The sequence below is a fragment of the Streptomyces koelreuteriae genome (assembly GCF_018604545.1).
In the GTDB taxonomy this organism is placed as follows: Bacteria; Actinomycetota; Actinomycetes; order Streptomycetales; family Streptomycetaceae; genus Streptomyces; species Streptomyces koelreuteriae.
This window is the reverse complement of sequence record NZ_CP075896.1, coordinates 6,928,470-6,944,760: the sequence shown is the minus strand read 5'-3', so window position 1 is coordinate 6,944,760 and position 16,291 is coordinate 6,928,470. Positions and strand designations below refer to the sequence as shown.

14 protein-coding genes are annotated in these 16,291 nt (G+C 71.3%); 6 read left to right on the top strand and 8 right to left on the bottom strand.

What is annotated here, in order from left to right; all coding sequences use genetic code 11:
• Positions 1 to 4: 4 nt before the first annotated feature.
• The 3 genes from KJK29_RS31285 to KJK29_RS31275 are packed head-to-tail and all read right to left on the bottom strand — an operon-like array spanning position 5 to position 3,536.
• Positions 5 to 793 carry a 3-oxoacyl-ACP reductase gene (locus tag KJK29_RS31285; RefSeq protein WP_215122527.1) on the bottom strand — a complete coding sequence of 263 codons (789 nt, stop codon included), beginning with the start codon at positions 791 to 793 and terminating at the stop codon, positions 5 to 7.
• Positions 790 to 2,163, bottom strand: coding sequence for an aldehyde dehydrogenase family protein (locus tag KJK29_RS31280; protein ID WP_215122526.1), 1,374 nt, complete (start codon positions 2,161 to 2,163; stop codon positions 790 to 792). Before KJK29_RS31280 ends, KJK29_RS31285 begins: the two co-directional genes overlap by 4 nt.
• An 8-nt stretch (positions 2,164 to 2,171) precedes the next feature.
• A complete protein-coding gene (locus tag KJK29_RS31275) occupies positions 2,172 to 3,536 on the bottom strand; it encodes a glutamine synthetase family protein (protein ID WP_215122525.1) in 1,365 nt (454 codons plus the stop codon).
• A gap of 98 nt (positions 3,537 to 3,634) precedes the next feature.
• Here KJK29_RS31275 and KJK29_RS31270 point away from each other — a divergent pair, with 98 nt between their 5' ends.
• From KJK29_RS31270 to KJK29_RS31260, 3 genes are all read left to right on the top strand, one after another.
• Positions 3,635 to 4,369, top strand: coding sequence for a FadR/GntR family transcriptional regulator (locus tag KJK29_RS31270; RefSeq protein WP_215122524.1), 735 nt, complete (start codon positions 3,635 to 3,637; stop codon positions 4,367 to 4,369).
• A 137-nt stretch (positions 4,370 to 4,506) separates the two neighbouring features.
• A complete protein-coding gene (eat, locus tag KJK29_RS31265; RefSeq protein WP_215122523.1) occupies positions 4,507 to 5,952 on the top strand; it encodes an ethanolamine permease in 1,446 nt (481 codons plus the stop codon).
• Positions 5,953 to 5,985: 33 nt separating this feature from the next.
• Complete coding sequence (locus tag KJK29_RS31260) at positions 5,986 to 6,675, top strand: gamma-glutamyl-gamma-aminobutyrate hydrolase family protein (protein ID WP_251057983.1); 690 nt, start codon at positions 5,986 to 5,988, stop codon at positions 6,673 to 6,675.
• Positions 6,676 to 6,879: 204 nt separating this feature from the next.
• Here KJK29_RS31260 and KJK29_RS31255 read toward each other — a convergent pair whose 3' ends face one another.
• Entirely contained in the window at positions 6,880 to 7,815 is a 936-nt protein-coding gene (locus KJK29_RS31255; RefSeq protein ID WP_215122522.1) for a LysR family transcriptional regulator, read from the bottom strand.
• A gap of 70 nt (positions 7,816 to 7,885) precedes the next feature.
• On the opposite strand from KJK29_RS31255, the gene KJK29_RS31250 reads away from it, so the two are divergent.
• On the top strand, positions 7,886 to 9,022 hold the full coding sequence (locus tag KJK29_RS31250; RefSeq protein WP_215122521.1) for a TDT family transporter: 1,137 nt from the start codon (positions 7,886 to 7,888) through the stop codon (positions 9,020 to 9,022).
• Here the strand turns inward: KJK29_RS31250 and KJK29_RS31245 are convergent.
• From KJK29_RS31245 to KJK29_RS31230, 4 genes are all read right to left on the bottom strand, one after another.
• Positions 8,949 to 9,668, bottom strand: coding sequence for a helical backbone metal receptor (locus KJK29_RS31245; protein WP_215122520.1), 720 nt, complete (start codon positions 9,666 to 9,668; stop codon positions 8,949 to 8,951). The genes KJK29_RS31250 and KJK29_RS31245 overlap by 74 nt on opposite strands.
• Positions 9,665 to 10,234, bottom strand: a complete 570-nt coding sequence (locus KJK29_RS31240) for a helix-turn-helix domain-containing protein (RefSeq protein ID WP_215122519.1) — start codon at positions 10,232 to 10,234, stop codon at positions 9,665 to 9,667. Before KJK29_RS31240 ends, KJK29_RS31245 begins: the two co-directional genes overlap by 4 nt.
• A 256-nt stretch (positions 10,235 to 10,490) precedes the next feature.
• Entirely contained in the window at positions 10,491 to 13,106 is a 2,616-nt protein-coding gene (locus KJK29_RS31235; RefSeq protein ID WP_215122518.1) for an ABC transporter permease/substrate binding protein, read from the bottom strand.
• On the bottom strand, positions 13,099 to 14,190 hold the full coding sequence (locus KJK29_RS31230) for a quaternary amine ABC transporter ATP-binding protein (protein ID WP_215122517.1): 1,092 nt from the start codon (positions 14,188 to 14,190) through the stop codon (positions 13,099 to 13,101). The genes KJK29_RS31235 and KJK29_RS31230 overlap by 8 nt, the downstream gene beginning before the upstream one ends.
• 200 nt (positions 14,191 to 14,390) lie before the next feature.
• On the opposite strand from KJK29_RS31230, the gene KJK29_RS31225 reads away from it, so the two are divergent.
• The gene (locus KJK29_RS31225; RefSeq protein ID WP_251058147.1) at positions 14,391 to 15,320 is read left to right on the top strand and encodes a 5'-3' exonuclease; all 930 of its coding nucleotides are present in this window, start codon (positions 14,391 to 14,393) and stop codon (positions 15,318 to 15,320) included.
• A gap of 123 nt (positions 15,321 to 15,443) precedes the next feature.
• Positions 15,444 to 16,286: a siderophore-interacting protein gene (locus tag KJK29_RS31220; RefSeq protein WP_215122515.1), complete on the top strand. Its 843-nt coding sequence runs from the start codon at positions 15,444 to 15,446 to the stop codon at positions 16,284 to 16,286.
• The last annotated feature ends 5 nt before the right edge of the window (positions 16,287 to 16,291 follow it).

The following is a 16,291-nucleotide window of genomic DNA, read 5'->3' as shown; positions in this document are numbered from 1 at the left end:
GGGCCTAGAGGGGTGTCACGTACGCCCCCGCGATCCCGCCGTCGACCAGGAAGTCGGTGGCGTTCACGAAGGAGGAGTCGTCGCTGGCCAGGAAGGCGACGGCGGCGGCGATCTCCTCGGCCTCGGCGAAGCGGCCGACCGGGACGTGCACCAGACGGCGCGCGGCGCGCTCCGGGTCCTTGGCGAACAGCTCCTGGAGGAGCGGGGTGTTGACCGGACCGGGGCACAGGGCGTTCACGCGGATGCCCTCGCGGGCGAACTGCACGCCCAGTTCGCGGGACATGGCGAGGACGCCGCCCTTGGAGGCCGTGTACGAGATCTGGGACGTGGCGGCGCCCATCCTCGCCACGAAGGACGCGGTGTTGATGATGGAGCCCTTGCTCTGCTGCCGCATGTAGGGGATGGCGGCCTTGCAGCACAGGTAGACCGAGGTGAGGTTGACCTCCTGGACGCGCTTCCAGGCCTCCAGGCCGGTCTCCAGGATGGAGTCGTCGTCGGGCGGGGAGATACCGGCGTTGTTGAAGGCGATGTCGACACTGCCGTACGTGTCGTAGGCCGTCCGGAAGAGCGCCTCGACCTCCTCGGGGTCGGTGACGTCGACCTTGACGAAGGTGCCGCCGGTCTCCTCGGCGGCGGCCTTGCCGCGTACCTCGTCGACGTCGCCGCAGACGACGTGCGCGCCCTCGGAGGCGAGGCGGCGCGCGGCGGCGAGGCCGATGCCGCTGCCGGCTCCGGTGATGACGGCCGTACGGCCGACCAGTCGGCGGCAGATGTTCTCCTGAGCCTGGGTCACTGTGCGGGGCCTTCCGTGCTGATGAAGACGTTCTTGGTTTCGGTGAAGGCGGCCAGGGCGTCGGGGCCGAGTTCACGGCCGACGCCCGACTGCTTGTAGCCGCCGAACGGGGTCCAGTAGCGGACGCTGGCGTGGGAGTTGACGGACAGGTTTCCGGCGCGGACCGCCTGGGAGACGCGGAGGGCCCGGCCGACGTCCCTCGTCCAGATGGAGCCGGAGAGGCCGTAGGGGGTGTCGTTGGCCAGGCGGACGGCGTCCGCCTCGTCGGTGAACGGCAGCAGGACGGCGACCGGGCCGAAGATCTCCTCGCAGGCCGCCGCCGAGTCGGGCCGCTCGCCGGTGAGCACGGTCGGCGGGAACCAGAAGCCGGGACCCTGGGGGGCGCTGCCGCGCAGGGCCGGGGCGTCGTCGGGGACGAAACTCCGGACGCGGTCGAGCTGCTGCCGGGAGATCAGCGGGCCCATCTGGGTCTTCTCGTCGGCCGGGTCGCCCACCACCACGGCGGCCAGGGCCTCGGCGAGCATCTCGCGGACCTCGTCGTACACCGGCTCCTGGACCAGGATGCGGGTGCGGGCGCAGCAGTCCTGGCCGGAGTTGTCGAGGAAGGAGAAGGGGTCGACGGCGGTCTTGAGGTCGGCGTCGGCGAAGACGATGTTGGGGCTCTTGCCGCCGAGTTCGAGGGTGACCGGCTTGACCTGCTCGGCGCCGATCGCGGCGACGCGCGCCCCGGTGCGGGTGGAGCCGGTGAAGACGACCTTGGCGATGCCGGGGTGCCGGACCAGGGCCTCGCCCGCGACGGCGCCGTGCCCCGGCAGGACCTGGAAGAGGTGCTCGGGGAGCCCGGCCTCCAGGGCGAGTTCGGCGAGGCGCAGGGCGGTGAGGGGGGTGGTCTCGGCGGGCTTGAGGATGACCGCGTTGCCGGCCGCGAGGGCGGGGGCGGTGCCCCAGGCGGCGATCGGCATGGGGAAGTTCCAGGGCGCGATCACGCCGACGACGCCGAGCGGTTCGAGGATCGTGACGTTCAGGCCGCCGGGCACCGGGATCTGCCGGCCGGTGAGCCGCTCCACTCCCCCGGCCGCGTAGTCCAGCAGGTCACGGACGTTGCCGGCCTCCCAGCGGGCGTTGCCGATGAGGTGGCCGGCCTCGCGGACCTCCAGGCGGGCCAGTTCCTCCAGGTGCTCGTCGACGGTGGCCGCGAAGCGGCGCAGCAGCCGGGCGCGGTCGCCGGGTGCGAGGGCGGCCCAGACGGTCTGGGCCCGGGCGGCCAGGGTGACCGCCGCGTCGACGTCGGCCGGGCCGGCCGCCGCGATGGCCGCGACGACCTCCTCGGTCGCGGGGTTCAGTACTTCCAGAAGGTGCTCGGAAGACAAGGGGGGCCTCACATACGTTCGAAGGAGCGGCGCAGCTCCCAGTCGGTCACCGCGGCGTCGAAGGCGTCCAGCTCGACCCGCGCCATGTTGCGGTAGTGCGCGACGACCTCGTCCCCGAAGGCGGCCTTCGCGACGGGGCTGTTCTCCCAGAGCTCGGCGGCCTCGCGCAGGGTGGTGGGGACGTGGGCGAAGTCGGCGGTGTAGGCGTTGCCGGGACAGGGTTCGGGCAGCTCCAGCTTCTGTTCGATGCCGTGCAGTCCGGCCGCGACCAGTCCGGCGACGGCGAGGTAGGGGTTGACGTCGCCGCCGGGCAGCCGGTTCTCGAAGCGCAGGGAGCGGCCGTGGCCGACCACCCGCAGTGCGCAGGTGCGGTTGTCGTGCCCCCAGGCTACGGCGGTCGGGGCGAAGGAGCCGGGCTGGAACCGCTTGTAGGAGTTGATGTGGGGGGCGTAGAGCAGGGAGAAGTCGCGCAGGGCGGCGAGCTGTCCGGCGAGGAAGTGCCGCATGACGTCCGACATGCCGCCCTCACCGTCCCCGGCCATGGCGTTGCCGCCGTCCGCGTCCGCGAGCGAGAGGTGGATGTGGCAGGAGTTGCCCTCGCGCTCGTTGTACTTGGCCATGAAGGTGATCGACATGCCCTCCTGGGAGGCGATCTCCTTGGCTCCGGTCTTGTAGACGGAGTGCTGGTCGCAGGTGACCAGGGCCTCGTCGTAGCGGAAGGCGATCTCGTGCTGGCCGGGGTTGCACTCGCCCTTGGCGGACTCGACGGTGAGGCCGGCCGCCGCCATCTCGTTGCGGATCCGGCGCAGCAGGGGCTCGATGCGGCCGGTGCCGAGGACCGAGTAGTCGATGTTGTACTGGTTGGCCGGGGTGAGGCCGCTGTAGTTGGCGTCCCAGGCCTGTTCGTAGCTGTCCTTGAAGACGATGAACTCCAGCTCGGTGCCGACCTGGGCGGTGTAGCCGAGCTCGGCCAGGCGCTCCAGCTGGCGGCGCAGTATCTGGCGGGGCGCGGCGACCACCGGGGAGCCGTCGCTCCAGGCGAGGTCGGCGTGGAGCATGGCCGTGCCCTCGTTCCAGGGGACGCGGCGCAGGGTGCTCAGGTCCGGGTGCATCGCGAAGTCGCCGTAGCCGCGGTCCCAGGAGGACATCGCGTAGCCCTCGACGGTGTTCATCTCGGTGTCGACGGCGAGCAGGTAGTTGCAGCCCTCGGTGCCGTGCTGGAGCACCTCGTCGAGGAAGAAACGGGCGGCGAACCGCTTGCCCTGAAGCCGCCCTTGCATGTCGGGGAAGGCCAGGACGACAGTGTCGATCTCACCGCCCGCGACGAGGGCGTGCAGCTCCTCGACGCTCAGCGGGGGTGTGCGGTCTGCCACGGGAAGGCCTCCTAGGCTCCTTGGATCCGCTGCCTTGGATCCGCCGGGAGCCATAAGGTATTGCGGAGAACCATTGCTTGGGAAGGGGGTACGGCCACATGCCGGAGGAACCTGGGGGCGAGATGCGGGACGGGCTGACGCCGGTGCTGCGGCCGGTGCGCGCGGGCAACGGCTTCGAGGAGGCGCTGGAGCAGATCCTCCAGGTCCTGCGGCTGGGCCTGGTGGCGGGGGGCGAGCGGCTGCCGGCCGAGCGGGAGCTGGCGGAGCGGCTGGGGGTCAGCCGGGTGACGCTGCGCGAGGTGCTGAAGGTGCTCCAGGACCAGGGTCTGGTCGAGTCCCGGCGCGGGCGCTACGGCGGCACGTTCGTGCTGCCGCGCACGGACGCGGGCGGCGAGGACGAGCTGCGGCGGCGGATCGCCGAGGTCGACATAGAGGACGTACTGCGCTTCCGGGAGGTGCTGGAGGTGGGCGCGGCCGGGCTGTGCGCGGCGCACGGGCTGGACGAGAAGCAGGCGGAACGGCTCCGGGAGGCCCTGGCGCGCACGCACGACGCCCCGCTCGCCGACTACCGCCGCCTGGACACGCTGCTGCACCTGACGATCGCCGAGCTGTCCGGCTCCCCCACGCTCACGGCCCAGTACGCGGGCGTCCGCGCCAGCGTCAACGACCTGCTCGACTGCATCCCGCTCCTGGTGCGCAACCTGGAGCACTCCCAGCGGCAGCACACCGCCCTGGTGGAGGCCGTGATCGAGGGCGACGCGGATCAGGCGCGGGAGATCATGCGCGAACACTGCGGGGGGACGGCGGCGCTGCTGCGCGGGTTCCTCGGCTGAGCCGGGCCGCGTTCCCGCGCGGCGGCTGAGCGAGGCGGTGGCGCGGTGAGGATTTACGGGCGATTAACGCACGGGTCTTGCCTTCCCTCGGTCCGCACCGCAAAGGTATGGCCTCATTCCATTGAGGGAGTCTGCCCATGTCCCAGGAACCCACCACCACTCCCGTCGCCCCGGAGGGCGACGACTATCTGGAGCGCAGAGCGCTCCGCCGGGGCAGCGCCGGCTGGGTGCTGCTGACCGGCCTCGGCGTCGCCTACGTCGTCTCCGGCGACTACTCGGGCTGGAACTTCGGCCTGGCCGAGGGCGGCTTCGGCGGGCTCGCGATCGCCATGGTGCTGATGGGCGCGATGTACGCCTGCATGGTCTTCGCCCTCGCCGAGCTGTCCTCGATCCTGCCGACGGCGGGCGGCGGCTACGGCTTCGCCCGGCGGGCGCTGGGCCCATGGGGCGGCTTCCTGACGGGTACGGCGATCCTCATCGAGTACGTCCTCGCGCCCGCCGCGATCGTCATCTTCATCGGGGACTACGTCGAGTCGCTCGGCCTGTTCGGCCTGGAGTCCGGCTGGCCGATGTACCTGGTCTGCTTCGCGATCTTCCTCGGCATCCATCTGTGGGGCGTGGGCGAGGCGCTGCGGTTCAGCTTCGTCGTCACCGGCATCGCGGTCGCCGCCCTGATCGTGTTCGCGCTGGCGGCCCTGCCCGACTTCTCCTTCGGGTCGCTGGACGACATCCCGGTCGACGCCTCGGCGGCGGGCTCGAACTCCTGGCTGCCGTTCGGTCTGCTCGGCATCTGGGCGGCGTTCCCGTTCGGCATGTGGTTCTTCCTGGGTGTCGAGGGGGTGCCGCTGGCCGCCGAGGAGACCAAGGATCCGGCCAGGACGCTGCCGAAGGCGATCCGCTGGTCCATGGGCATCCTGGTGGTGCTGGCCGTGGTCACGTTCTTCGCGGCGGCGGGCGCACGCGGTTCCGCGGCGGTCCAGGAGGCGGGCAACCCGCTGGTCGAGGCGCTGCAGCCGGGCGGCGAGGCGACGACACTGAGCCGGATCGTGAACTACGCGGGCCTGGCCGGCCTGGTGGCCTCGTTCTTCTCCCTGATCTACGCGGGCTCGCGCCAGCTGTTCGCCCTGTCCCGCGCGGGTTACCTGCCCCGCTTCCTGTCCCTCACCAGCCGCCGCAAGGCGCCGTACCTCGGCCTGCTGGTGCCCGGCACGATCGGCTTCCTGCTGGCGGCGCTGTCGGGCAACGGCGCCCGCATGCTGAACATCGCCGTCTTCGGCGCGACCATCTCCTACGCGCTGATGTCCCTGTCGCACATCGTGCTGCGCCGCCGCGAGCCGGAGCTGCCGCGGCCGTACCGCACGCCGGGCGGGGTGGTGACCTCCTCGATCGCCCTGGTGCTGGCCTGTGCGGCGCTGGTGGCCACGTTCCTGGTGGATGTGACGGCGGCCGTCATCGCGCTCGTGGTGTACGTCGTCGCCGTCGGGTACTTCGGCCTGTACAGCAGGAAGCGGCTGGTGGCGAAGGCGCCGGAGGAGGAGTTCGCGGCGCTGGCGGCGGCCGAGGCAGAGTTGTCACGGGACTGAGGTGGACCGGGGCGTCGAGATGAGGGAGTTTCTGTGTCCAGGCCGTTGATCGGGGTCAGCACGTATCTGGAGTCGGGTGCGCGCTGGGGCGTGTGGGAGCTGGAGGCGGCGCTGCTGCCGGCCGGTTACCCGCGGCTGGTGCGTCAGGCGGGCGGCCTGGCCGCGATGCTTCCGCCGGACGACCCGCTGCACGCCGCCGATGTCGTGGCCCGGCTGGACGGGGTGGTCATCGCGGGCGGGCCGGATGTCGAGCCGGTCCGCTACGGCGCGGAGCGCGAGGCGCGGACCGGGCCGCCGGCGCGGGAGCGGGACGCGTGGGAGCTAGCCCTGATCGACGCGGCGCTGGCGGCGGGGGTGCCGTTGCTGGGCATCTGCCGGGGCATGCAACTGCTGAACGTGGCCCTCGGTGGCACGCTCGTCCAGCACATCGAGGGGCATGCGGAGGTCGTGGGCGTCTTCGGCGGGCATGCGGTCAAGCCGGTGCCGGGGAGTCTCTACGGCGGTGTCGTACCGGAGGAGACGTTCGTACCGACGTATCACCACCAGGCCGTGGACCGGCTGGGCGAGGGCCTGGTCCCGTCGGCCCACGCGACGGACGGGACGATCGAGGCACTGGAGCTGCCGGCGCACCCGGGGTGGGTGCTGGGGGTGCAGTGGCACCCGGAGATGGGTGAGGATCTGCGGGTGATGCGGGCGTTGGTGGAGGCGGCGGAAGCGAGCTGACCTCGGTGCGCGCACAGCACCAGGGGGCTCCGCCCCCTGGACCCCCGGCCTATGCCCACCCACCACCCGAATCGGTCGGTCAAGAGGCCGGGCTCGGCCCCCCAGCCCGTCCGGCGTTTGAGGACGAGGCCGTTCAGGCCGAAGCGGGGTCGAAGGGGCAGCGCCCCTGGGGATGGGACGGGTAGGGGCGGCGGGGGCGAAGAACTATCCCCGCGTCAGCGACAGCAGGTCCCGCGCCGGACCAGTCGGCCGATGCCCCGTGGGCCACACCGCCCGCAGATCCCGCGCCAGCGCCACCCCCTCCACCGGCACGCTCACCAGCCGCCGCATCGCCAGCTCCTCCCCCACCGCCAGTTCGCTCAGCACCGACGGCCCCGCCCCGCTCACCGCCGCCGCCTTGACCGCCGTCGTCGAGGACAGCTCGATCAGCGGCCGGGCCAGCCCCCCGAGCGCCGCGTCGAGGACCTGCCGCGTCCCTGAGCCCTTCTCGCGGAGGATCAGCGGCGTCGACGCCAACTCCCCCGCCGCCAGCGGCCGTCGACGGCGCGCCCAGGGATGCCCGGGGGCGGTGACCACTATCAGCCGGTCGTGGGCGATGACGACCGAGTCCAGCCCGGTCGGGACCGACAGCCCCTCCACGAAGCCCAGGTCCGCCTCGTCCGACAGCAGCCGCTCCGCCACCACCGTCGAGTTGCCGGCGTGCAGGGACACCGCCGTGTCGGGCCGCTGGGCGCGCAGCGCGAGCAGCCAGCCCGGCAGCAGATACTCGGCGATCGTCATGCTCGCCGCCACCCGCAACCGCGAGTCACGGCGGTCGCGCAACGCCTGCGCCCCCACGTCGAACGCCTCCGCCGCCTCGACGATCCGCCGCGCCCAGTCCGTCACCAGCGCACCGGCGTCCGTCAGCCGGGAGCCGCGCGGCGAGCGGTCGACCAGCGCCACGCCGAGCTGCCGCTCCATCGACCGGATGCGGCTGCTCGCCGCGGGCTGGGTGATGCCGAGTTCCCGGGCCGCTCCGCCGAGGCTGCCGAGCCGCGCCACCGCCAACAACAGCTCCAGCGCCCCGAGATCCGGCACCCGGTGCGCCAGGGACCCGGTCCCGGTGGTCGGAGCGTCACCCTGCTCATCCGTCCTGCTCATAAACCCAGCTTATGTCGCCATAGAGGCATACTCCCTGGTGGTACGGCCCCGGCGGCACGACCGTTGGGTCATGGTCACCGCAGCCCAGCCCCTCGCGTACCCACTGTCGGTCCGTCATCTCGGACCCAACTGGTACGCCACCGTGATGGGCACCTCCGTCGTCGCCACCGCCGGAGCCGCCCTGCCGTCGCACCTTCCCGGGCTGCGCCCCGTGCTCGCCGGTGTCTGGGTCCTCGCGTTCGTCCTGCTCGGGGCCCTGCTCGGGGCCCGGGCCGTGCACTGGTCCCGCCACCGGGACCAGGCCCGCGCCCATCTCCTCGACCCGGCGACGGCCCCCTTCTACGGCTGTCTCGCGATGGCCCTGCTCGCCGTGGGCGGCGGTGCTCTCACCGTGGGCCGGGACGTGATCGGCCTGCGGGCGGCCGTCGCGCTCGACACCGTGCTGTTCACCGCCGGTACGGCTCTCGGGCTGGCCGCCGCCGTCACCGTGCCGTATCTGATGGCCGTACGGCACCGGGTGGAGCCGGGGCAGGCCACCCCGGTCTGGCTGCTGCCGCTGGTCGCGCCCATGGTGTCGGCCGCCGTCGGGCCGCTGCTGGTTCCTCATCTGCCCGCCGGTCAGCCCCGGGAGACGCTGCTGCTGGGCTGCTTCGCGCTGTTCGGGCTCAGTCTGCTCGCCACGCTCGTCATGCTGCCGCTGGTCTTCGCACGGCTGCTCACCGGCGGGCCGCTGCCGCTCGCCCTCACGCCCACGCTGTTCCTGGTGCTGGGGCCGCTCGGGCAGTCGACGACCGCCGTCGGCGCCTTCGCGGACACCGCCCCCGGAGTCGTACCGGCGCCGTACAGCCAGGGCTTCGGTGTGCTCGCCGTGCTCTACGGCGTGCCCGTGATGGGGTTCGCCCTGCTGTGGTTCTGCCTGGCCACCGTCCATGTGCTGCGCGCCAGGCGGGAGGGGATGCGGTTCGCGATGACGTGGTGGTCGTTCACCTTCCCGGTCGGCACCTGTGTCACGGGCGCCGAGGCCCTGGGCCGGCACACCGGGCTCGTGGCGTACGAAGGGCCGGCGGTCGTGCTGTACGCGGTGCTGGTCGTCGCGTGGGGCACCGCAGCCGCCGGGACGGTACGCGGGCTGCTCAGGGGCGAGCTGCTCGCAGGGCCCGCTCCAGCACCCGTGGTGCCTCGGCCAGTGACGGCCCGTACCAGGTGAGGTGCCGTCCGCTGACGAGCGCGCAGGGCAGGCCGGGGAAGGCCTCGGGTCCGTCGTCGGCGGCGAAGCGGTAGGGCTCGTCCGGGAGGATCACCACGTCCGGCACCGCGGCACGCAACTCCTCCAGCGGGATGCGGGGGTAGCGGTCGGAGTGCGCCGCGTACAGGTGGTCGATGCCGAGGCGGGCCAGGACGTCGCCCGCGAAGGTGTCACGGCCCAGGACCATCCAGGGGCGGCGCCAGATCGGCACGACCGCCGTCAGGCGGGTCACCGGCTCCGGCAGGGACGACCAGGTGTCCTCCGCCTCGTCCAGCCAGCGCGGGCGCCCCGCCACCCCGCAGGCGTCCAGGACCCGGGCCAGCTCCCGGAAGGCCCCCGGCACATCGCGGATCTCCGTCACCAGGACCTCGACGCCCGCCTCGCGCAGGGCCGCGAGGTCGGGCTCGCGGTTCTCCTCCTCGTTGGCGATCACCAGGTCCGGGGCGAGGGAGACGATCCGCTCGGGCTTGGGGTTCTTCGTACCGCCGACGCGGACGACGTCCAGGCCGGACGGATGGGTGCACCAGTCGGTGGCGCCGACCAGGGCGCCGGGCGCGGAGAGTGCCACCGCCTCGGTCAGCGAGGGGACGAGCGAGACGACCCTCACCGGCGTGGCCGGTCCCGGACGGCCTCGATGTGCTCCGCCACGGCGACGACGATCACGCGGGTGTCCGACTCCGTGGCCCGCCAGCGGTGCCGTACGCCACCGGTCAGGTACAGCGTGTCGCCGCGGCCGAGCCGGTAGGCGCGGCCCTCGGCCTCGATCTCCACGGCCCCGTCGGCGACGTACATCAACTGGTCGTTGCGGTACTGGAATTCACGGCCCGCGTCATGGTCGCCGAGGAACTCGGAGGCGTGCATCTGGTGGTGGCCGCGCACCAGCGACCGGGTCCGGGGCCGGGGCAGCGGTTCGACGTCCTCGGCGCGGACGACGTCCACGCTGCACGCCGGGTCGGCGGCGGCGAGGAGTTCCACGGCGGTGGTGCGCAGGGCGTCGGCGACCTTCTCCAGCGAGCTTCGGCTGGGGCGCGCCCGGTCGTTCTCGATCTGACTCAGGAACGGGACCGACAGGCCGCTGCGCTCGGCCACGGCGGCGAGGGTGAGCTCCAGCGCGCGGCGCCGGCGGCGCACGGCCGCGCCCACTCGAAGGGACTGCTCTTTGTGGTCGCCCATCGCTCCGGCTCCCTCCTTCGCCCGTCGTTCCGGTCCCCGTGCACCAGTGTCCCGGAGCACTGCTTCTGTTGAGTTGTCTGCACCCTACGCATGTTCGGCAAACCGTTTCATGCGCCCGTCACATCGCCGTCATACAGGGCGACGCGCGACCTGTCACTTCGCGCCGCTCTGTGGTGTCCGGATCCCGCTCGTGGACACGAGTGCGGGGCGGGACGCGTCGTATCGCGTCCCGCCCCGCACCCCCCTCACTACGACGTCACTGCGGCGTCATGCGCTCCACCATGTCGGGGTGCTCCTTCAGCCACGCGGCGACGGCCTCTTCCTCATGGCCCTGACCGCGGTTCTTGATCTCGCTCTCCAGGGTGCCGAGCTCGTCCTCGGTCATCTTGAAGTTCTTGATCCACTTCGTGAGCCGCGGGTACTCCTCGGGGAACTTCTCGTTGGAGATGGTGCGGATCGTGTTGCCCTCGCCGAAGGCCTTCTTGGGGTCCTTCAGCTTGGTCAGCTCGTAGTCGCTGTACGCCCAGTGCGGCGACCAGAGCGTGACGGCGATCGGCTCCTTCTTGGCGTAGGCGCGCTTCAGCTCGGCCAGCATGGCCGGGGTGGAGCCGTCGACGACCTCGTACTCCTCGTCCAGGCCGTAGCCGGGCAGCACCTTGTTCTTCAGCAGGTCCATCTCGCCGGTGCCCGGCTCGATGCCGATGATCTTCCCCTTGAAGGTGCCGGACTTGCCCTTGAGGTCCTCCAGGGAGTCGACGCCCTTCACGTAGGACGGGACGGCGAGCTCCAGGGAGGTCGGTTCGTACCAGGTGCCGAGGTCCTTGAGCCGGTCCTTGTTCTTGTCCCAGTAGTTCTTCTGCGCGTAGGGCAGCCAGGCGTCGAAGTTGAGGTCGATGTCGCCCGAGGCCAGGCCGGTGTAGACGGGGCCGACGTCCATCTGCTTCAGGTTCATCCTGTAGCCGCGCCGCTCCAGGACGTTCTTCCACAGGTAGGTGACGGCGATGTCCTCGTCCCAGGGGAACCACGCCACGTCCAGGGGCTGCCTGGCCTCTGCCGGTGTGCTGCCGCCGGCGTTCTCGACCGGGGCCATCTTGTCGGCGAAGCCGGGGTTCTGCTTCAGCCAGGCGCGCACGGCCTCCTGCTGATTGCCCTTGCCCGCCTTGTTGATCTCGGCTTCGAGGCTGGTGAGTTCCTTCTCGTTCATCTTGAAGTTCTTCAGCCACTCGGCGACCGTCGGGTCGTCGTCCGCGAAACCCTTGCGGGACAGGGTGTGCACACCGTCGCCCTTGCCCCAGGCACCCTTGGGGTCCTTGAGCTTCTTGAGGTCGTAGTCGTTGTACGCCCAGTGCGGCGACCAGAGCGTGACGACGATCGGCTTCTTCTGGGCGTAGGAGCGCTTCAGCTCGGCCAGCATCGCGGGCGTGGAGCTGTCGACGACCTCGTACTCCTTGTCCAGGCCGTACTCCTTGAGGACCTTGCTCTTGAGCAGGGCCATCTCACCGGCGCTGGACTCGATGCCGGTGATCTTGCCGCCGAACTGCGAGGCCTTGCCCTTGAGGTCCTCCAGGGAGTCGATGCCCTTCATGTAGGAGGGCACGGACAGCTCCAGGGACGTCTTGTCGTACCAGGCGCCGAGGTCGTCGAGCTGCTTGCCGTACTTCTTCCAGTACTGGGCGTGCGTCGTGGGCAGCCAGGAGTCCGTCTGGAAGTCGACGTCGCCCTGGGAGAGGGAGGTGTACAGCGGGCCCGCGTCGAACTGCTTGGCCTCGACCTCGTAGCCGCGCTGTTCCAGGACCTCCTTCCACAGGAAGGTGGAGGCGACGCCCTCGTCCCAGGGGATGTAGCCGATGCTGATCTTCTTGCCCTGGCCGACGTTCTCGCCGCCCGCCACGGCAGTGGAGTCGGTGCTCTTGCCGAAGACACCCATGCCGCCCGCGGCGAGCGCGAGGACGACGACACCGATCACGGCGACGACCGGGCGGGGCCGGTAGGACCAGATCTTCAGCCCCTGGGTGGCGCGCAGCTTGGCGGCGGCGCGGCGGCCGAGCGGGGAGACCTGGGTGCCCAGGGCGCTGGTCATGCGGTCCAGGTAGATCGCGAGGATCACGATGGCCACACCGGCCTCGGAGCCGAGGCCCACGTTGAGCTGGCCGATGGCCTCGTTGACGTCGCCGCCGAGGCCGCCGGTGCCGACCATGCCGGCGATCGCGGCCATCGACAGGCCGAGCATGATGACCTGGTTGACACCGGCCATGACGGTGGGCAGGGCGAGCGGGAGCTGGACGCGCAGCAGGGTGTTGCGGGGCGTGGTGCCGAACGCGTCGGCGGCCTCGACCAGTTCCTTGTCGACCTGCCGGATGCCCAGCTCGGTCATGCGCACGCCGGGTGCGAGCGCGAAGATCAGCGTGGCGACGATGCCGGCGGGGGCGCCGGTGCCGAAGAACAGGATCGCCGGGATGAGGTAGATCATCGCGGGCAGCGTCTGCATGAAGTCCAGGACGGGCCGGACCAGTCCGCTGACGCGGTCCGAGCGGGCCGCCCAGATGCCGACGGGTATGGAGATCACGAGCGCGATGACGGTCGCCACGAGGACGAGCGCCAGGGTGATCATCGCGTTCTCCCACAGTTCGAGGGAGTCGATGAACGCGAATCCGACGAACGTGAGGACACCGGCGAGCGTGCCGCGCAGCCAGAAGGCGATCACGGCGAAGATGCCCGCGAGGAGCAGTGGTTCGGGGGCCTGGAGGACGGCGTTGATGCCGTCGTAGAGGCCGAGGAAGACGGTCTTGCAGAAGTCGAACAGCCACGCCATGTGGGTGGTGAGCCAGTCGACCCCGTCGTTGACCCAGCTGCCGAGCTCGATCCTAGGCACGGGCGGTCACCTTCTCTCCGCCCTTGTCCCGCGGGGCGTCGCAGGGCTCGGGGGTGGTGTCCTGCTCGTCGCCGAGGAAGCCGATCAGACGCTGCCGGGGGACGACGCCGATCTGCTTGTTGTCCTGGTCCACGACCGAGACGGGGTGGGAGAGCCCGGCGCTGATCGCGCACAGTTCGGTGAAGGGGGTGTCGGCCGTGGCGGTCCGGCAGTGGCAGCCGGGGTCGTCGGCGGTGACCGAGGGGTCCATGATCTCGCCCGCGGTCAGGACGCGGGAGCGGTCGACGTCCTGGGTGAAGGAGGCGACGTAGTCGTTCTCCGGCCGCAGCAGGATGTCCTGGGCGGTGCCGATCTGGACGATCTCGCCGTCGCGCATGACGGCGATGCGGTCGCCCAGGCGCATGGCCTCGTTGAGGTCGTGGGTGATGAAGACGATCGTCTTCTTGAGCTTCTGCTGGAGCTCAAGGAGCTGGTCCTGCATGTCGCGGCGGATCAGCGGGTCCAGGGCGCTGAAGGACTCGTCCATCAGCAGCAGGTCGGCGTCGGTGGCGAGCGCGCGGGCGAGTCCGACGCGCTGCTGCATGCCGCCGGACAGCTCGTCGGGCCAGGACTTCTCCCAGCCGGCCAGGCCGCACAGGGCGAGCGCCTCGTCGGCGCGGCGTACGCGCTCGGCGCGGGGCACGCCCTGCACTTCAAGACCGTAGGCGGCGTTCTCGCGCACGCTGCGGTGCGGGAAGAGCGCGAAGTGCTGGAACACCATGCTGATCTTCTGGGAGCGGACCTTGCGCAGCTCGCGGTCGCCGAGCGTGGTGAGGTCCTGGCCGTCGAAGCGGACGTGCCCGGAGGTCGGCTCGAGCAGGCCGTTCAGCATGCGCAGCAGGGTGGACTTGCCGGATCCCGACAGACCCATGACGACGAAGATCTGGCCGGGTTCCACGGTGAAGGACGCGTCGATGACGGCGGCGGTCGTGCCCTCGGCGCGCAGTTCCTCCCGGTCGGCCCCGTCACGGAGCCGCTCGACCGCTCGGTCCGGTCTTCTGCCGAACACTTTGTACAGGCTCTCTGCCTGAAGCCTCGCTGACACGTGCACCTCAATCTCGACGGCAACAGAAGAGAGCGAGGACAGGGCCCCGCAAACAGTTGAAATGCGCAACCAGCCTCGCTCTGCGGCGGCGCCTCCCCTGGATCGCGGAAAGCAAACCCACAAGTGGGGCGCCTCACACAGAACGCACACACCGCAACGCGCTGCGCAGCGGCGAGTGGCTGTCAGTGACGTACGGCATGATGCGTGGCGTGACCGGACGACTGATGCTCCTCGACACCGCCTCCCTGTACTTCCGCGCCTACTTCGGCGTCCCGGACTCGGTCCGGGCTCCGGACGGCACACCGGTGAACGCCGTGCGCGGACTGCTCGACTTCATCGACCGCCTGGTCAAGGACCACCGGCCCGACCAGCTCGTGGCCTGCATGGACGCCGACTGGCGGCCGCAGTGGCGGGTGGAGCTGATCCCCTCGTACAAGGCGCACCGCGTCGCCGAGGAGCGCGCGGCCGGCCCCGACGAGGAAGAGGTGCCCGACACACTGTCGCCGCAGGTGCCGGTCATCGAGGCGGTGCTGGACGCGCTGGGCATCGCGCGCGTGGGCGTCGCGGGGTACGAGGCGGACGACGTGATCGGCACGTTCACCGCGCGGGCGAAGGGCCCGGTCGACATCGTCACGGGCGACCGGGACCTGTATCAGCTGGTGGACGACGCCCGCGGGGTGCGCGTCCTGTACCCGCTGAAGGGCGTGGGCACGCTCCAGCTCACCGACGAGGCATGGCTCCGCGAGAAGTATGGGGTCGCCGGGAGCGGGTACGCGGATCTGGCCCTGCTGCGCGGCGACCCCAGCGACGGCCTGCCGGGCGTGCCGGGCATCGGAGAGAAGACGGCCGCCAAGCTGCTGGCCGAGTACGGGGACCTGGCCGGGATCATGGCGGCGGTCGAGGACCGGCGGTCGAAGCTCACGCCGACCCAGCGCAGGCGGCTCGACGAATCGCGCCCCTATCTCGCGGTCGCGCCGAAGGTGGTCCGGGTCGCGGACGACGTACCGCTGCCGGACGTCACCACGGCGCTGCCCCGGTCCCCGCGCGACCCGGAGGAGCTTCGGACCCTGGCGACCCGCTGGGGACTGGGCGGCTCACTGGAGCGTCTGCTGACCACGCTGGAGGTGTGACGGGGGCGGGCCGACGGCCTTCCGGAGGCCGACGGTGTTCATGAACCTCTCATTCGGGAGGTGTTAAGTGGGGGCGAGGTGCTAACTTAGGTAAGCCTAACTATGCGAGACAGGGAGGTCCTCATGGCAGAGCGACCCGGACGCCAGCCGCGCAAGCCGCATTCCGCTCAGGTCGTCCGCACCGAGCGGCTGACGCCGCACATGCAGCGCGTGGTGCTCGGCGGCGAGGGCCTCGCCGACTTCGCGGCGGGCACGTGCACCGACCACTATGTGAAGCTGCTGTTCCCGCCCGAGGGTGTGACCTACCCGGAGCCCTTCGACATGCAGCGCATCCGCGACGAGGTGCCCCGCGAGCAGTGGCCGGTGACCCGGACGTACACGGTGCGCCAGTGGGACGCCGAGCACCGCGAGCTGACCCTGGACTTCGTCGTCCACGGCGACGAGGGCCTGGCCGGTCCCTGGGCGGCCCGCGTCCAGCCGGGCGAGACCGTGCGCTTCATGGGACCGGGCGGGGCGTACGCGCCCGACCCCGACGCCGACTGGCATCTGCTCGTCGGTGACGAGAGCGCGCTGCCCGCGATCGCCTGCGCCCTGGAGGCCCTGCCGCGCGGCGCCAAGGCCGTCGCCTTCGTGGAGATCTCCGGCCCCGAGGAGGAGCAGAAGATCGACTCGGACGTGGACGTCGTCTGGCTGCACCGCGGCGACCGGCCCATCGGCGAGGCGCTGGTCGAGGCCGTGCGGAACCTGGAGTTCCCCGAGGGCCGGGTCCACGCCTTCGTGCACGGCGAGGCGCACTTCGTGAAGGAGCTGCGCCATCTGCTCCGGGTCGAGCGCCAGATCGCGCGCGAGGACCTGTCGATCTCCGGCTACTGGCGGCGCGGCCACAACGAGGACGGCTGGCAGGCCTCGAAGCGGGACTGGAACGCGCGCATCGAGGCGGAGCAGGAGAGCAGCCCGGCCGCCTGAGCGAG